Source organism: Delftia sp. Cs1-4 (genome assembly GCF_000214395.1).
GTDB lineage: Bacteria > Pseudomonadota > Gammaproteobacteria > Burkholderiales > Burkholderiaceae_C > Comamonas > Comamonas acidovorans.
The window spans coordinates 2026969-2042385 of record NC_015563.1 but is presented as its reverse complement, the minus strand read 5'-3'; the positions used below and the strand labels follow the sequence as shown (position 1 = coordinate 2042385).

Annotated in this window: 16 protein-coding genes; 5 read left to right on the top strand and 11 right to left on the bottom strand. The window is 67.6% G+C overall.

Translation table 11 applies throughout. The features are described from left to right. Nucleotides 1–82: 82 nt before the first annotated feature. The 7 genes from DELCS14_RS09120 to DELCS14_RS09090 form a co-directional block, all read right to left on the bottom strand. Complete coding sequence (locus DELCS14_RS09120; RefSeq protein WP_013801380.1) at nt 83–1012, bottom strand: PRTRC system ThiF family protein; 930 nt, start codon at nt 1010–1012, stop codon at nt 83–85. Beyond that, complete coding sequence (locus DELCS14_RS09115) at nt 1009–1707, bottom strand: PRTRC system protein A (RefSeq protein WP_013801379.1); 699 nt, start codon at nt 1705–1707, stop codon at nt 1009–1011. The genes DELCS14_RS09120 and DELCS14_RS09115 overlap by 4 nt, the downstream gene beginning before the upstream one ends. Further along, complete coding sequence (locus DELCS14_RS09110) at nt 1707–2447, bottom strand: PRTRC system protein B (RefSeq protein ID WP_013801378.1); 741 nt, start codon at nt 2445–2447, stop codon at nt 1707–1709. Before DELCS14_RS09110 ends, DELCS14_RS09115 begins: the two co-directional genes overlap by 1 nt. A 25-nt stretch (nt 2448–2472) precedes the next feature. Further along, a complete protein-coding gene (locus DELCS14_RS09105) occupies nt 2473–3531 on the bottom strand; it encodes a PRTRC system protein F (RefSeq protein WP_013801377.1) in 1059 nt (352 codons plus the stop codon). Continuing rightward, complete coding sequence (locus tag DELCS14_RS09100; RefSeq protein ID WP_013801376.1) at nt 3528–3986, bottom strand: PRTRC system protein C; 459 nt, start codon at nt 3984–3986, stop codon at nt 3528–3530. Before DELCS14_RS09100 ends, DELCS14_RS09105 begins: the two co-directional genes overlap by 4 nt. A gap of 97 nt (nt 3987–4083) precedes the next feature. Then, nucleotides 4084–4572, bottom strand: coding sequence for a PRTRC system protein E (locus DELCS14_RS09095; RefSeq protein WP_013801375.1), 489 nt, complete (start codon nt 4570–4572; stop codon nt 4084–4086). A gap of 92 nt (nt 4573–4664) precedes the next feature. Further along, complete coding sequence (locus DELCS14_RS09090; RefSeq protein ID WP_013801374.1) at nt 4665–6464, bottom strand: PRTRC system ParB family protein; 1800 nt, start codon at nt 6462–6464, stop codon at nt 4665–4667. A 218-nt stretch (nt 6465–6682) separates the two neighbouring features. Between DELCS14_RS09090 and DELCS14_RS09085 the strand changes: the two genes are divergently transcribed. Continuing rightward, nucleotides 6683–7075: an HU family DNA-binding protein gene (locus tag DELCS14_RS09085; RefSeq protein ID WP_013801373.1), complete on the top strand. Its 393-nt coding sequence runs from the start codon at nt 6683–6685 to the stop codon at nt 7073–7075. A 66-nt stretch (nt 7076–7141) separates the two neighbouring features. Here the strand turns inward: DELCS14_RS09085 and DELCS14_RS09080 are convergent, their stop codons facing one another. Together DELCS14_RS09080 and DELCS14_RS09075 are read right to left on the bottom strand one after the other, a co-directional pair. Continuing rightward, nucleotides 7142–7759 carry a hypothetical protein gene (locus tag DELCS14_RS09080; protein ID WP_013801372.1) on the bottom strand — a complete coding sequence of 206 codons (618 nt, stop codon included), beginning with the start codon at nt 7757–7759 and terminating at the stop codon, nt 7142–7144. 65 nt (nt 7760–7824) lie between these two features. Next, entirely contained in the window at nt 7825–8526 is a 702-nt protein-coding gene (locus tag DELCS14_RS09075) for a phosphoadenosine phosphosulfate reductase family protein (RefSeq protein ID WP_157158253.1), read from the bottom strand. A gap of 215 nt (nt 8527–8741) precedes the next feature. Here DELCS14_RS09075 and DELCS14_RS09070 point away from each other — a divergent pair, with 215 nt between their 5' ends. From DELCS14_RS09070 to DELCS14_RS09055, 4 genes are all read left to right on the top strand, one after another. Further along, a complete protein-coding gene (locus DELCS14_RS09070) occupies nt 8742–9926 on the top strand; it encodes a tyrosine-type recombinase/integrase (RefSeq protein WP_043795880.1) in 1185 nt (394 codons plus the stop codon). A 251-nt stretch (nt 9927–10177) separates the two neighbouring features. Continuing rightward, nucleotides 10178–11443 carry a site-specific integrase gene (locus DELCS14_RS09065; RefSeq protein ID WP_049801369.1) on the top strand — a complete coding sequence of 422 codons (1266 nt, stop codon included), beginning with the start codon at nt 10178–10180 and terminating at the stop codon, nt 11441–11443. After that, nucleotides 11440–13509, top strand: coding sequence for an integrase family protein (locus tag DELCS14_RS09060; RefSeq protein WP_013801370.1), 2070 nt, complete (start codon nt 11440–11442; stop codon nt 13507–13509). The genes DELCS14_RS09065 and DELCS14_RS09060 overlap by 4 nt, the downstream gene beginning before the upstream one ends. Then, nucleotides 13506–13964: a hypothetical protein gene (locus DELCS14_RS09055; RefSeq protein WP_013801369.1), complete on the top strand. Its 459-nt coding sequence runs from the start codon at nt 13506–13508 to the stop codon at nt 13962–13964. The genes DELCS14_RS09060 and DELCS14_RS09055 overlap by 4 nt, the downstream gene beginning before the upstream one ends. Here DELCS14_RS09055 and DELCS14_RS09050 read toward each other — a convergent pair whose 3' ends face one another. Together DELCS14_RS09050 and DELCS14_RS09045 are read right to left on the bottom strand one after the other, a co-directional pair. Then, the gene (locus DELCS14_RS09050) at nt 13965–14840 is read right to left on the bottom strand and encodes an ImmA/IrrE family metallo-endopeptidase (protein ID WP_013801368.1); all 876 of its coding nucleotides are present in this window, start codon (nt 14838–14840) and stop codon (nt 13965–13967) included. Further along, nucleotides 14837–15214 carry a helix-turn-helix transcriptional regulator gene (locus tag DELCS14_RS09045; RefSeq protein WP_013801367.1) on the bottom strand — a complete coding sequence of 126 codons (378 nt, stop codon included), beginning with the start codon at nt 15212–15214 and terminating at the stop codon, nt 14837–14839. The genes DELCS14_RS09050 and DELCS14_RS09045 overlap by 4 nt, the downstream gene beginning before the upstream one ends. Nucleotides 15215–15417 lie beyond the last annotated feature (203 nt).

The window sequence follows — 15417 nt, the reverse complement described above, 5'->3', positions numbered from 1 at the left end:
TTGGACCGGCCCGGGGACGGCACTCAGCGCCGCCTCCGTGGCGCCGCGCTCGGTGTCCGCAGCGACCACCACGGTCGCCCAATTAGACCTGGCCCGGATCGTCCGCATCGCCGTCGTCCGCGAGCACCGTCCCCTGGTATCTCATCGCCGTCTCCTGCGCGGGCTCGGCCACATGGCCGAACCGTGCCCAGGCCCGGGGATCGACCTCGATGGGGCCTGCCCGCTTCGAGTCCAGGTTGACCACGACCCCATGCTGGGCGAGCCGTCCCCTGGAAAACAGTTCGTACAGCAGTTGCGCCGCGAAGCGCACCGCCACGTCGTTGACGAACAGGCCTTGCGCGGCCAGCGACATGCGCACCGAGCAGGACGGCTGGTTGTCCTCGGGGGCCGCATCGTCGAGCAGTTCGGGAAACAGTTCGGTCACGCACGGCAACCGCGGCCCCCGTGCCCCAGGCTCCAAGCCCGAACCACCTCCGGGCTCGCCCAGCACCACCTGCGCGGTCGCCTCGGTATTGCCCAGGTCCAGCCAGTAGCGATAGCGGCTGCCCTCCCGCCACGCGATCCGGTGCAGCGCCCGCCGCGCCGAACGGCTGTCCACGCAACTGATGAGCAGGTCCGCCCCCGCCGAGAAGCGCTGGCCGTTCACATGCTCCTCGTAGCGCATCGGATGGGCCTCCCAGTCCAGGCCGTAGAACTGGTTCAGGCGGTGGATGGTCACCAGTGCCTTGTGCCGGCCGATGTCGGCGGCGCTGTAGAGCTGACGCCCGACGTTGGCCTCGCTCACGCGGTCGGCGTCGAAGGCGCTGACGTACAGGCCGCAGGGATGGCCCAGGGCGCGCATCGCGATGTCCAGGCGCGCGAGGCACGCCGCCATCTGCGCGCCGTTTCCGCCCACGCCCACCAGATGCACCGCCACGCGGCGCTCCAGCAGTTTCGGATGAATCAGGTGTTCCACGAGCGCCTCCGGTTCAATGTCCTGCCGCCAGTGTCCCGCGCGGGAGGCGTCCTTCAAGCACGGCGCCAGCGGCGCGCCATGCGGCGCATCCACCCATCGTGCCCGCCATCGGGTTCCTCACGCTCCGGCTCGGATGCAAGCGCCTGCGGACCCTGCCACGGGTGGCGCGGCAAGGACTTGTACAGGCCGTTGATCACCAGCCTGAAGCACGCCATCGGCCGGGCCCGGTCCAGCCGTCCGAACACGCCGGCGACCTTGATGCCCTGGTCATCCCGGTCGTCGTCGGCCGACCAGAAGGCAGGCCCCCGGCCGTGCGTGTGCAGGTCCACCGCCACCGTCTCGTCGCGGGCCATCGGCGGCCTGCGGTAGTCGATGCGCACGGGCGAGGACCACTCGGCATCGCAGAAGTCCAGGCGCAGGCGTCCGGTCCCGCGCGAATAGATCAACACACCGGCGACTTCATCGGGCAGATGCTCGCGCCCGTGGGCCACGAAGTCCTCGATCATCCGGATCGGCAACTGCCCGAAGCTGAACCGCAGGTGCTCGCGCACCTCTCCGTAGGGCAGGCGCATCGCCGGAGGCTCCAGTCCCAGGGCGGTGATGCTGTCGAGCCAGTCGAGCCGGGTCTGCACGAACCACCCGTTGCGCGCCACGATGATGCGCTGGCCATTGGCCATGTCCGGGAGCGCGCCGAAGCGCGGCGCGGCCACCACCGGGCAGGCGGCAAGCAGGGCCTGGTCCCTCGGGTCCATCATGCCGCCTCCGGCTCGCCGAGCAGTTGGCCCAGGGTCGTCTGGGCATCGACCAGCACCCGCTCCGGAAAGCGCGCGAAGCGCTGGTCCAGCATGTCGCGCCAGAAGGCATAGGAGCCGCCCCGGTAGCGCAGCAGCTTGCCCGGCACGTTGGGGTGGGTGAAGTAGGACCGGAAGAACGCATCGTTCCAGGCGCCGATCTTCTCCACCGTGGTGCCTTCCGGCACCGGCACGTTGCCCTGGCAAATGTGGCCCTGCGCATCGACGTTGAAGAACGGCGCCTGGAACAGCGCTGTCCGGGGCGTCGGGCGCCGTCCGCCCTTGACCGCCCACACCCGCCATGCACGGCTCGACGCCGCGAAGACCAGCGCTGGCTGCGGAACCGCCTCGCCGCGCTCGCCGCCGCCCAAGGACGCGGCATGGTCGCTGCCCACCCGGAAGGCGATGTGCCGCCGCGCCGGGGGCGCCCACCACACGAGCACGTCGCCATGCACGTACAGCACCGTCTCGGGCAGGAAGCCGCCGTGGGCCGCGCGCTGGAGCAAGGCCGAGGCCAGTTCGCGCGCCGCCTGCGCGGTCATGGCACGGCCCGCGCCGATCACCGGGGCGCCGTCCACGGTCAGGACCTCATGCACGGTGGCCAGCGCCGCGCCCGAGCGCCCGTGGTACAGCAGCACGGCCTGGTCCAGCGTCAGCACGTCGTCCGTGGGCGTCTGGATGGAAAACTCCGCTTCATTCATCGGTGATGACCTCCTGCAGCCAGTGTCAGACGGACAGCGCGTGGATCAAGCGGTCGATCAGGCCGATGGCCTTGAAGCGCTGACCCATGCGGTGGAACCACGCGCCGAGCGCGCCGGGGTCGTTCATCGGAATCTGCGCCTCGCCCATGCGGTCGCAGAACTCCGCTTGGTGCGCGAGGTTGAGCAGGTCGTCGTAGATCCGGGTGGTCACGTCGCCCTCGTCCCAGGACAGCACCGCGCCGAAGCCGATGTACTCGCCGTCGATGTCGGGCCGGAATTCGTCGGTGAGCGTCAGGCGCGACAGCGCCAGCGCATCGGCGGCGATCTGGCGCATCTGCGGGTCGGCCAGCGTCCGCGCCGCCCGCCGCAGGTCGCAGGGCCTCCAGGCCGCCATGCCCTTGCGCCGCCGCGTGCCCTTGGCCGGCCGGGACAGCCAGCGCCGCGCCCATTCGGGGTAGGCCTCGTCCAGCATGCGGCGGGTCACCATTTCCTCGCGCATCGCTTCACGCTCGGCCTCGTCCCCGTCCTCGCACATCATGTCCAGCGCGGCTTCCTCATCCATCTCCCCCTGCCAGTACACGTACGACGCCACGTCGTCGGCGATGTCCGGGGTGAACAGCGGATACACATAGCGGCTCTGCTCGCGCAGCACTTGCAGGACCGTGGCCCCCAGGTCCTGCATCGCGGCGTCGAGCGCCTCCAAGCGCCGGCCCACGGCCCATTCGGCCTCCCGGTACTCGCACCAGTACACATCGAGCTGGGCATAGGCGGCTGGCCGACCATCGCGCAGCGCCGGGTAGTGGCCGTGCTCGTCCAGCACGCTGACTGCGAAGCGCGGCTCCAGGCACCGGAGCGGCCCGACCTGCCGCTTGATCCAGGCATCGATGGCGCGCTCGCACGCCCTGAGCGGGTCGGGTTCTTCCTCCGGCAGATCGTGCTCGCGCACCACGCCCGCCTCCACCAGGAAGCGGCACAGCGCGGCATTGGCCTGGGCCTGCGAACGAGATGCGACCGCGAGCGGCACGCCAGCGCCCAGGTCCGGCAGGCCCAGGACCGGCGGGCGGGCCGCGGCAGTGGATTTCATGGCAAGGGGGCCAGCATGTCGCTGGTGGCGCTGGCACGGTGGGCGGCCGCATCCTGGCGCCGCTGCTCCAGCGTCCGGTGCGCGAAGCGGCTCCAGGCCGCCGAGCGGGCCTGCACCGTCCGCTGCGACAACGCACGGGCCAGCTTCGACTCGGCGCCCGCGTTGCCGCGCTCGACGGCCTGCACGCGCTCCAGCAGCGCCGCGAGGCGGGGACCGGGCTGCAGCGGCCGGGCGGCGCCCTTGGAGTCCGCGCCCTTGGTGCCCACGGCCTTGCGGAAGGTGAAGTCCTGGCGGCCGTTGGCGACCTCGCCGGCCTCGACCTCGGCGCTCACCAGTTCGGGATACTGCGCGCTGTAGAGATCGCGCACCTCGCGCGGCGCGAGGCCGGGCACGTCCGGCAGCAGGATGCCGTTGTAGGTGAAGGTGCGCACGATGGGGGTGACCTCGATCGACATGGGAATTGGCTCCTTGGGAATGGCTGCGGCCACCACGGCGATGGCCTGGGAATCAGTCTCTCGCCGCGAGCGCCCTGCGCAAGGGCATGGCGCCGGGTCAGCCGAACAGGTCGAAGGAATCGCCGCTGCCGCCGCTTGCCGCGCCGGCCTGTGGCGTGCCATCCGCGCCCCCCTCTTCCCCCTCGCCGCCGTCCCCGTCGTCGGCCTGGGGGGACGGGCCGGCCGTGGCCGAAGGCACGGGCTTGGCGCTGGCCGGTTTGGGCGCTGCGGCCTTGGCCGTCGCGTCGCTGGCCTTCTTCACCGAAGCCGCCTTGGCGGCCTCGATCACTTCCTTCGTGGCCTCGGCCTGCTGCGCGAGGCTGGTCCGGACCTCACGGTAGCCGCGCAGCGCCTCGATGAAGCCGGTGTCGAACTCCTGCGGCGTGGCCGTCAGGCTCAGGGGCTGCGCCAATGCGGGTTCGCCCGCATCGTGCCTCGGCTTGGGGATCACGTTGACCGTCAATCGGCCGGACTTCTCATCGGCGCTCACCGTCATCGTGAGCGCGGCGCCGCAGGCCAGCGCGAACAGTTCCTCGAACATCGTCATGTCATGCTCCTTGGTTGGGAATGGGCCCCTGTGCGGGACCGTCCAGGCCATGCTAGGACCTGACCCTCGCGCGTCCAGGGCGTGGTTGCGCGTCAGGCCAGCGCCGCCTCGGGCTGCTGCGCCGGGTGGCCCCCGGCCTCGACCACGCCGGCCTCACCGGACTCGTCGCCGCCGTTGATGCCGCCGGACTCGCCATCGTCCGCGCCATCCGCCAGCACCGCGTGGCGCGGGTAGCGCATCACGCCGGGCACCGTGCCCTGGTAGGCGAAGCCCGGCACCTGGAGCAGCGCCGCGATGAACTCCTGCTTCTTGCCGGCGCGCGCCGCCTTGAAGCCCGGCCCCATCGCCTCCTTGAGCCCGACCTCGGCGGCGAGGCTTTCGAGTTCGCTCATCGTGAACAGGTCGAGGAACGCCTTGTCCCACTGGAAGTACCGGCCTTCATCGACCTCGGCGTAGTTCAGCAGCAATTCCAGGTCGCTGGTATTGACCCCGAAGGCGGCGGATGCGGTGGCCGCCTGCAACAGGCAGGCCAGCGCGTCCTCGGGCGCGGCATCGGCCCGTTGCAGGCCGCCCCGCACGCCGGACGCGCCGCTGTCGGGCTGGCCCGCGATCCGTTCGAAGGCCTTGCGGAACTGCGCTTCGCGCAGATCGGCACCGCGTCCTGCCAGCGCCAGCGCGATCAGCACGCGCTGGCTGCGCTGCGGCTGCGCCATCAAGGCCTTGGCCAGCCACTTGCGCCACTCGCCCAGGCGATGCGCGACCACGCGCTGCGGGGTCTGGTTGGCCGGGGCGGCGCACGCCGTGGCCGACCCGGCCCGCTTCGTCTTGCCCGCCTTCAGGCCCTTGTCCTGCGTCCCGGCCTTCGCCGCCTGGGCGTCGCGCTGCGCCTTGCGCCACAGCGCCACCTTCTGGCTATTACACGCGGCGTCGAAGCACAGTGAACGCGTGACCTCGCCGTAGTTCCCCGGCATCGCCGACACCGCGCAGCCGAAGGACTGGCAGCCCTGGCAGGACGTGTACTGCGGCGCGCCGACGCCCAGTTCGCCATCGGCGGCCAGCGGCAGCGCCGTGAAGCCGTCGGAAGCCTTGACGATGCGGATCACCGGGAACTCGTCGCGCAGCGCATCCGCACGGGCCTGGATCGCCTCAAGCGTCAGTTCCTCGAAATGGCTCGGATGCTGGCAGTAGCCCTCGCCCAGGGATTCCCCGAAAAGACCCGCCTGCCGCGCCGAGTTGTGCGCGCAGCCAGCGCATTGCGCCGTGTCGAAGATCGCGTCGGCCAGACGCCGCGCGTAGCGTCCCAATTGCGCCTTGAGCACGGCCACCGGCACTTTCTGCGCCAGGATGCCCGCGAGCACGGTGTCCTGCTTGTCGGGCGGGATGCCCGAGAGCAGTTCGGCGTGGCCGAGCTGGATGGCGCGGGTGGTCAGCGCCTGGAGCACGGCGGGCGTGCAGGCCAGCAATGCCAGCCGCCGCTCCAGGACTTCAGGCGACCAGCCCATGTGGCGCGCGGCTTCCTCCTTGTCGCCGCGCTGGCGCAGAAGCTGCCGCTGGGCCGCGTGGGCTTCCTCGGCGGGCGACATCGCGGCGCGGTGGTAGTTCTCGATCACCGACATGGCCTCGGCCGTCTCGTCGTTCGCGTCCTTGATGACCACGGGCATGTCGTAGTCCTCGCCGAACACGTTCTTCGCGGCACGCCAGCGGCGCTCGCCCGCGATGATCTCGTAGAGTTCGGTGCCGGGGACGGGCCGCACGACAATGGGCTCGAGCACGCCGACGGCGCGGATGCCCTCTTCCAGTTCGGCCATCTCGACGGGGTCGAAGTATTCGCGGGGGTTCTTGCCCTGCACGATTCGCCGGATCGGCAGGGTCGGTTGGGTGGGATGCGTCACGAGGGCTCCTGTCTGTATCGGGTGGATGCCGTCATGCTTCCCCCGTGCGGACCGCCTTCAAGTGCCACGGCCGCCACGACTGGACGGGCGCGGACTGCCGCGTCACCAGCGCCGATGCCTCCGGCCAGCGGCCTCCCGGCGCGCTTCTAAAATCCCGGGTGCAACTCCAATGCAACGGGGCGCATGCCCCCGTCTACCAACTCCAAGGAATCCATCCCATGGCAACTGCAAAGAAAGCCGCCCCGCCTGCGAAGGCCGTGAAGGCAACCACCGCCCCGAAGAGCGCGGCGCCCATCAAGCCCGTCAAGGAAGTGCTGTCGAAGACCGCGCTGGTGAACCAGATCGCCGAGCAGGCAGGCGTCGAAGCCAGATCGGTCAAGGCCGTCCTGGCCGCGCTCGACGCGGCCATCCTGGGCTCGGTCAACAAGAAGGGCGTGGGCACGTTCACACTGCCAGGCCTGCTCAAGCTCGATGTCGTGAAGGTGCCTGCCAAGCCCAAGCGCAAGGGCATCGACCCGTTCACCAAGGAAGAGCGCGTCTTCGCGGCCAAGCCCGCCTCGGTGAAGATCAAGGCGCGCGCCCTCAAGAAGCTCAAGGACGCGGCGCTGTAGGCGCGGCGCCGACCCGGGCTCGGATCGATCCGGGTCCTGCGGCGAGCGGCGGGCCGCCGCGATGCCTCACGGCGAGGCGTCGCCGCCGGTAGCCGAAAAGGCCCGTTCCGAGCGGCCGCGGCCCACGAGGCGCTGCAGGCGCTCGCGCAGCGCGTCGCAGTCCTCGGGGAATCGCGTCAGGTTCACGTTCTGATTCTCCTGGCCCCACCAGATTGACGCGTAGTCATGGGCGATGCCGTTGTAGCCGATGTCCGCTCCGTTCTCTTCGAACTCCCGGCACATGAGGCGCAAGGCCTGCCGGTGCGTCAGGCGCCGGATGCGAACCAGCACGGCGGGATTCCACACCACCCAGACATTGCCGCCATACGCGCGCACAGCGTCCATCCCCGCGTCGAGGAAGTACCGGTCGCACGCCTGGAACCAGTTCTCCCGCAGGTGCAGGTCCTGGCGCTCCGTCCAGCGCGCGGCGGGCGCGAGCCATGCCTGCAAGACGCAGCCGCCGCGCTCGTATTCGCCGTGCTCGTACGCCGTCGAGAGCGAATCGCTCAGGCAGATGCCGGTGCCGAGGTAGTGCGGCGTACCCGCCCGGCGGAAGCCCTCGCGCAGGATCTGGCGGGCCTTGGCCTGGCGCGTGCCGTGATAGAGCGGTCCCTGGTTCAGCGGTGTGGTGGTCGTGGCGTTCATGCCGCCAGCTTCATGCCGCGGCGCAGGCCATCAAGTGTCGCCCGGCCCGCCCTTGCCGCGGCGGGTTACGCGGGCGCGAGCAATCGCTGCGCCCTGCAGTGCATCAGTTCGCCGAACCTCGCCACGACCGATTCCGCATCGGTGCATCGTACCCGCATTCCCACCGCCTCGGCCACGCGGCAGCGCACGGACGCCAGGTGGCGGGCCTCCGCCAGCGTCGGCATGCTCACCGGCCAGCCCGCGACATAGAGCAGGTGCGCGGGGATTTCCGCCTCGGCGGCCTGGCGCAGCGCCGCGCGTTCCTTGGCTTCGGCCAGCCCGGCCCGCAGCGCGGGTTCGAGCAGAGCTGGCGCCACGTCGCCCAGCCAGTGCCCTGCCTGGAAGGCGAACGTGCTGCGCACCTCCAGCCGCACCAGTTCGCGGTACACGGCCGCGTTGTCATCGCAGCAGGACGCCGCGCGCAGGTCGGCGCGCGATGCCAGCACGCAGAAGGCGCAGGACACCCGCGTGCTGCCGTAGATGCGGTAGGCTTCGTGCAGCACGCCGCCATGCAGCCGGATGTAGTCGAGCACGTCTTGGCGCGGCCAGTGGAGGATGGCATGCCAGGACAGCCCGGCGCCACGCGCGCGGGTCAGGCGGGCATCGGGCTTGGCCACCGGCTGGCGCGCCCGCGCCGTACTCTCCTCCCGGCGCAGCCCCACTGCCGAGACGATCGGTCCGGTTGGATGGCGCGCACGCATGGCGCGCGACAGAATTGCCCCTTTCATTTCTGACGTGTTAGGGCGACCGCATCCGGGTTGTGTCAACAGCCACCCGAACCTCCTTGGTCCACGCCGAGGTTCGCCTGTTGACACTCATTCGGCACAAGTCGGTTGCCCGGAGTTATGGGGTACTTTGACCCATCTGTTAACTCCGAGAGCCTTCGACCTTGACTACCAGAATCAGACACCTTCCAACACGACAACTTCTCTCGAACCATCGAGTGCGCACCCTTCTGTTCGCCAGTGGGGAACGCATGCCCGTGCTGTGCTGCACGCCCTTGGGCTTGCCGGTGTTCGATGCCTGCGTCTATGCCTTGACGGAGGTCCGCCCGCGCAGCGGCTCCTCTTCGACCATCGAGCAGGCGCTGCGAGGAGTGCAGTTCCTTCTGGCATTTGCAGACCTGCATGGCATCGACCTGCGAGAGCGGTTTGCCACGGGACGCTTTCTGGACCTGCACGAACTGGATGATCTGGCCGCGCTGTCACACCTGCCGCTTCGAGGCGCCACGACGGGAGCGACACCGCGGCCCGTCGCCCGCGGCACTTCCGGTATCCGGTTGCACTACGCGCGTGCCTACCTGTCCTGGCTGGGGCATGCCGTCGCTTCACGCGTATGCGCCACCCTGGAGCAGCGCACGAGCTACATGGCCATGCTGCGGGAGTTCCTCGCGCGCTTGAAGTCCCGAACACCCACCTCCCGCACAACCCGGCATCGGGTGGGCCTGGACGCGGAAGCCAAGGCCGAACTGCTCCAGGTCATCGACCCTGCAACGGCAAACAACCCCTGGTCGACGCCGTTCCTCCGCGACCGCAACAGGCTGCTGGTCCTTTGGGGACTGGGAACCGGCATCCGGCGCGGCGAACTGCTCGGTCTGCGGATACGCGGCATCGACTTCCGGCGCAACATGGCAGATATCGTACGCCGGCCTGACGACAGGGCCGATCCCCGTCCAGCGCAGCCCAACACCAAGACACGCGAACGCAGCATCGGCATCAGTGAGGAACTGGCCTATCTGACGCACCAGCACATCGTCCAGCACCGAGCCAGGATGACAGGCGCACGCAAGCACGATTTCCTGTTCGTCACGACCCACGGCGCCCCCCTTTCGCTGTCGGCGGTCACCAAGCTCTTCAGAGGCCTTCGTCTTCACTCTCCAGCCCTCGGCGCTGCGTTCTCTTCCCATGTGCTGCGGCACACGTGGAACGAGGACTTCTCCGAGATCGCGGACAAGGCCAGGATGTCGCAGGGCGACGAGCGCCGGGCGCGCAACCATGCCATGGGGTGGTCCGACGCTTCACACAGCGCGGATACCTACCTGCATCGCCGCACGCGCCGCATGGCAACGCAGGCCTCCATCGAGATCCAGCGCGGGATGCTGGGCGAGGAGCTGCCGCATGACGCCTAAACGGATTCGAACCGGCGCAGGCAGCCGTCTGCGCAACGCCCTGCCCCGCACGCTCGACGGCTTCGTCTTCGACCCCAACGAGAACCTCTGGCGGGTTCCTACACCCACGGGGCTCGCCTCCTTCAACTTCAACAACCTACCTGGCGCATCAGAGCAGCTATGCCAACGCATCAAGGAAGTCAGCGCGGCCTTGCTAGCCTCGATCTCGCCGAAGCGCGCAGAGCAGGCACTCTCGGCGCTCCGGGGTCCTCGTGCGCACTTCGGGCGTGGGGCGCAGCCTCGACAGCATCGCCCTGACTGATGTGGTCCGGTTCGGTGAAGGCCTTGGGGCTCGTCAGCTCTACCAACTGCGCAGGCTGAAGGAACACCTGCTCTTGTGGATGGAGCTGGGCATCCCCGGTTTGGATCAGGACCTCCGGGATGCCCTGCCCCGACTGTCCACCGAGCGCCACGAGATCGGCAAAGCGGTTCGCACCATGGCTACCGACAGCGGCCCCTTAACGGACCTGGAGTACGAAGCGATCACCTCGGCCATGCGCCGCGAGTTCGCCAATGGCAGGCTCAGCTTGGGCAACTACACGCTGATGACCTTGGCGCCGACCCTGGGTGCCCGGCCTCAGCAGTTGGCGACGATGAAGTGCAAGGACTTCATCGAGACGCCTCGGCAGGAGGGCGGCAGCGTCTTTATCCTGCAGGTCACCCGGCTCAAGCAAGGCAAGGGCATCCGGCCTCGGACGCTCTTCAGGGCGCGCGAACTGTCGGCCGGCGTTGGCGCCCTCGTGCGGTCACAGTGCCAGGCCGCTGCGCAGTGGGCCGCCAAGCACGGCGTCGCCGCTGGCGAAGCGCCGATCTTCCCCTCGCCGCAGGTCAGCAAGTCCAACGGCATGGCAGGAATCGGCCTGCTCGGCCACTTCGCGGGCAGAGGAATCAGCGACAAGCTCTCGCGCCTGCTCCATGGGCTGCAGGTCATCTCCCATCGCACGGGCCAGCCCTTGGAACTGGCTCCGATCCGGCTGCGACGCACGCTCGGCACGCGCGCGGCTGCGGAGGGCTGTTCTGCTTCCGTCATCGCGGACCTGATGGACCATAGCTGGATCGATTCCAGCCTGGTCTACATCGAGACGCGACCCACGATGATCGAACGCATCGACAAGGCGCTCGCGCTGCAGATCGCGCCGCTCGCCCAGGCTTTCGCAGGCACCCTGGTGCAGCGCGACAACGGCACCCCGGGACGCATCGTCCACCATGCGACGGCCGTCGCGATCGACCCGGTCGGCAGGTGCGGCAAGCACGACTATTGCCGGCTCGCCGCGCCGCTGGCCTGCTACACCTGCGCCTACTTCCATCCCTGGAACGACGCTCCTCACGAAGCCCTGCTGGACAGTTTGCTGAGCGAGCGCGACGCGCTGCTGAAGGCTACCGACCTTCGCATCGCGGCGGTCAACGACCTGACGATCCTTGCCGTAGCTGACGTGGTGCGTCGGTGCAGCGAAGCCGGCCAGAGGGGCGCAGCATGATCGCAACCACGCCCTTGAAGCCGAAGGCCCTGCGCGCAGCGCAAGCCAATCTGGACACCTACATCACCCGCGCGCGGACCGAACTCACGGCCTTCGGATCGGACCTGGACTTCGACTCCGACTGCTGGGATGTCACTGCGTACTGCCTGGCGCGCGGGGATCGGCGGGCCAAGCAATGGCGCGCACGCCTGTACTTCGCTGAGGTCGCAGGCGCCGGCGGTCGAACGCTGTCACGAAGGGTCCAAGCGTTCGCGAGGGCCTATGTCCGAAGCGAAGTCGCCCACCTTTCATTCAGCGCGATGGATCGGGCCGTGCGAGCGTTTCACGCGCTGGGTGTCGCGATGGACAGTCAGGGGATCGAGTCCTTGACGGAGTGCGACAGGACAACCTTCGACGCTGCCGTCGCCGAGTTGATCAGCAGTTCCGGAGACGCGACGATCGACGCGGTCGGCCCGCGACTGGGCAAGATCGCGCGCTTCCTCGACGACAAGCTGTTGTGCACCCATTCGACCGGGCTCTGGCGGTACCAGAAGCGACTACCCAGCACCGGCGGCCGGGTCGGCGAGGCCTTCGAGGCCCGCCGGCGCAAGCTGATGCCTGACCCGGCGGCCCTCGACGCGCTGGCGCGCGCGTTCAACCTCGCCACCGATCCGAGAGACGTGCTCATCACATCCGTTGCCGCCATCCTGTGTTCTGCCCCGGAGCGCTTCAACGAGGTGCTGGCGCTGCCTGCCAACTGCGAAGTCGAGAGCGTCGGCGAAGACGGAAAGACGTACCTCGGGCTGCGCTGGTCCGGCTCGAAGGGCTATCCCGGGCATGTCAAGCTGATCCTGCCAGGAATGGCCGACGTTGTACGTGAAGCTTTGCGACGGCTGCGTGCCATCACCGAGCCCGCACGCACCCTCGCCCGCTGGTACGCCGCGAATCCGACTCGTCTCTACCTGCCGCCTCCGTATGAGCATCTGCGCACGCGGGAATTCATCGACTTCGAAGACATGGCCGATTTGCTCGGAACGCCGGGTGCCAAGCGAGATGGCGCGCGCCGTTGGGTTCTCAAAGCAGGGATTCCTATCTCGAAGGTGGTGCGAGTGGCTGGCCACATTCCGGCGTCGGTGGTTCGCTTTTCGGACTTCGAGCGATACGCGATCGGGCAGTTGCCCCCTCAGTTCCCGATCGCGGATGCCAAGACGGGGCTGAAGTACGCCGATGCGCTCTTAGTCGTTCCCGCGGGCTTCTTCCGCCGCGGCCTGGGCAGCGCGTTCATGCTCGAACCGCTGAAGTACCACCATGTCAGCAATGGACTCGGTCAGAACGCCGTGGCCGGCAGCACGACGGTGTTCCAGCGGGTGGGGCTCGATCCGGACCGCCAGTTGTCCATCAAGAGCCACCAGTTTCGCCATTGGCTCAACACGCTGGCCCAAAGTGCCAACCTCTCGCAAGTGGACATCGCCAAATGGAGCGGTCGAAGGGACATCCGTCAGAACACGGCTTACGATCACGTCTCCAGCCACGAGATCGTGACACACATCCGTTCCGTGGTGGGCGACCATGCGAAGGCCATTGGCCCGCTGGCGGAGATCCCCAAGCATCTGCCGGTCTCGCGCGACGAGTACGCCGCGATGGCCGTGCCGACGGCGCACACAACGCTGTACGGGTTCTGCATTCATGACTTCGCCTCAGCCCCTTGCGAGATGTTTCGCAACTGCCTGGACTGCCGGGAGCACGTCTGCATCAAGCGGATCCAGGGCAAGACCGGCCGGGTCGCTGATGCACTAGACCTGGCCTCTACGCAGCTTCGAATGGCACAGGACGCGGCTGCCGAAGGCGTATACGGCGCCACCGACTGGGTCGCCACCCACCAGGCCACCGTAGATCGCCTGACACAGCTCCTGGGCATTCTGCATGACCCGGCTATCGAGGACGGCGCTGTGATCCAACTCAGCAACGCTGGCACCTATTCCCTTTCTGAAGGCGCCCTGCATGACCGGTTCGTAGGCGTCGCCGCACCGCGCCTGCCCGCGCCGAGCGCGTCTGCCGCGCCCACTTCCAAGGAATTCAAACCATGAAACGAAGAGCACCCAACCTCACGTCTGCGCGCGTAGACACTGTCGTGAACTTGATACGGGCTTGGCAAGGCCGCCTGACTTGGCCTGCGCTCATCAAAGCCATCGCCTCGGAGTGCTCCGCCACGTACACCCGGCAGGCCTTGTTCAAGCACGACCGGATCCGTGTCGCCTACGAGAAACAGCGCGCCGCGGCGGCCACCACCATCAGTGCCAAGTGGACCCGCCCAATGTCCGCCGCGCTGCAGGCAGCCACGGACCGCATTTATCGCCTGGAACGGGAAAATGCCGAACTGCGCAAGCGCGAGATGCTGCTGCTGGAGCAATTCCATCGATGGGCCTACCACGCCAGTTCGCGCGGCCTGACTCAGGAGTTTCTGGACCGACCGTTGCCACCACTGAATCGCATGGGGAATCGCCCATTCACCCGCAACGTACCTCCGCATGAAGCTGCGTAGCTACCTCTTCTTCGACCGCTTGTGAAAACTCAGCATTCCATCCAATTCCTTCAATCCATCATCTTCTTGCGTTGGGACACCGCTCCAGTTTTGCACTGGCTCTTCTGGGCCGCTGTCTTGCTCGAACCAAAGCAAAGAGAAGGTCTCTTCGAATGCCGGGTAGTGCTTCGCCAACTCGACCAGGTCATAGCCCTTGGGCCAATCCCGAAACCATACATCCTGCGATATGCCCGAGTCTTCGCCTGACCACTCGCCATCTTGAATCAATCTAGCGGCCACCGATCCCACGGGAATCGGCGCTCGCATTTCCACCCAAGCGTTGAGCTCGCGAAGCGCCTTGGAGCGCGACGCATATCGCACAACAGTGGAGTTCATGAAGACGAAGGCACACGGGTAGTCAGTGACGGCGGCCAAGCGCGAGGCGCAGGCGGCAAAGGAAACCACGTACTTTGCCCGCAAGCGTTCCACCAACTCAAACGACGGCTCTTCCTGATCAACGTCGCGTTTGAACCCCTCGAAGGGCATCAGCAGTTCAGACGCGAAGATGTCACATGCGATCTCGTTGTCGTCCCGCTTGGCGTACGACCAGCTCGGTGTCTCTTGATGGTTTGAAGCAAGGGCCAACACCAAATGTGCCACTTCGTGGCACGCCGAGAACCTCTGGCGCTCTCGGCGCTCTAACTCGTTGACCACGATGGATGATTTTCCATTGCGGCGCGTGAGCGTGTAGCCGGATTCGCCCTCGTCCATCTCCTCGGCGGAGAGCTTGGCGTTGACCTTGTCTACGTACACCGCTAGGTCCTCGTGGATGCGGGAAAGGTCAAGACCCGCCATGAACTGGCGCGCTTTCATGCGGATCGCCAGCTCGTCAATCATGCGTCGTCTTCCAGGGCCTTGCGCACGCGCGCCTCAATCGCCGCCATGTCGGGTCGACCTCCGCCTCGGTGCCGCATCGTGGCGCCCATCTCAAACATTTCAGCAGTCATGTCCGTTGCCAACACATGCTCGACCCAGTCCGGATTGACGTCGTTGTTCAGCATGAACTGCGCCATCTCGACCTCTCGGGGCTTGGCCTTCAGCACCCGCAGTAGCCTGGCCAGCAGTTCTTCAGAGGGTGATTGCTTCTCGCCGGTCTCCAGGCGGTAGATGTAGGTGTGGTCAATCTCAGCGAGCTGTCCCAGCTCGCGCGACGACAGGTCTCGGGCTTCGCGCAACCTGCGCAACAGCAACCCCAAGCCGGACTGCGGCATGAAAAATCTTCCTTCCGTAGGGAAATAGTGTAAATTGTTGCCTGTGCAGGCAACAGAAATCCCTCTCTCCCGATCACTCCGCCCCTGGGTGGAGGCCCCTTCCGTTGCCTGCGCAGACAGTGACTATGCCAGCCAAGGCGCACATCCGCAAGCACCGGGAGGAGACCGAAGCACCGCCTTGTGGCTCCACGGCTCGGGCGCCG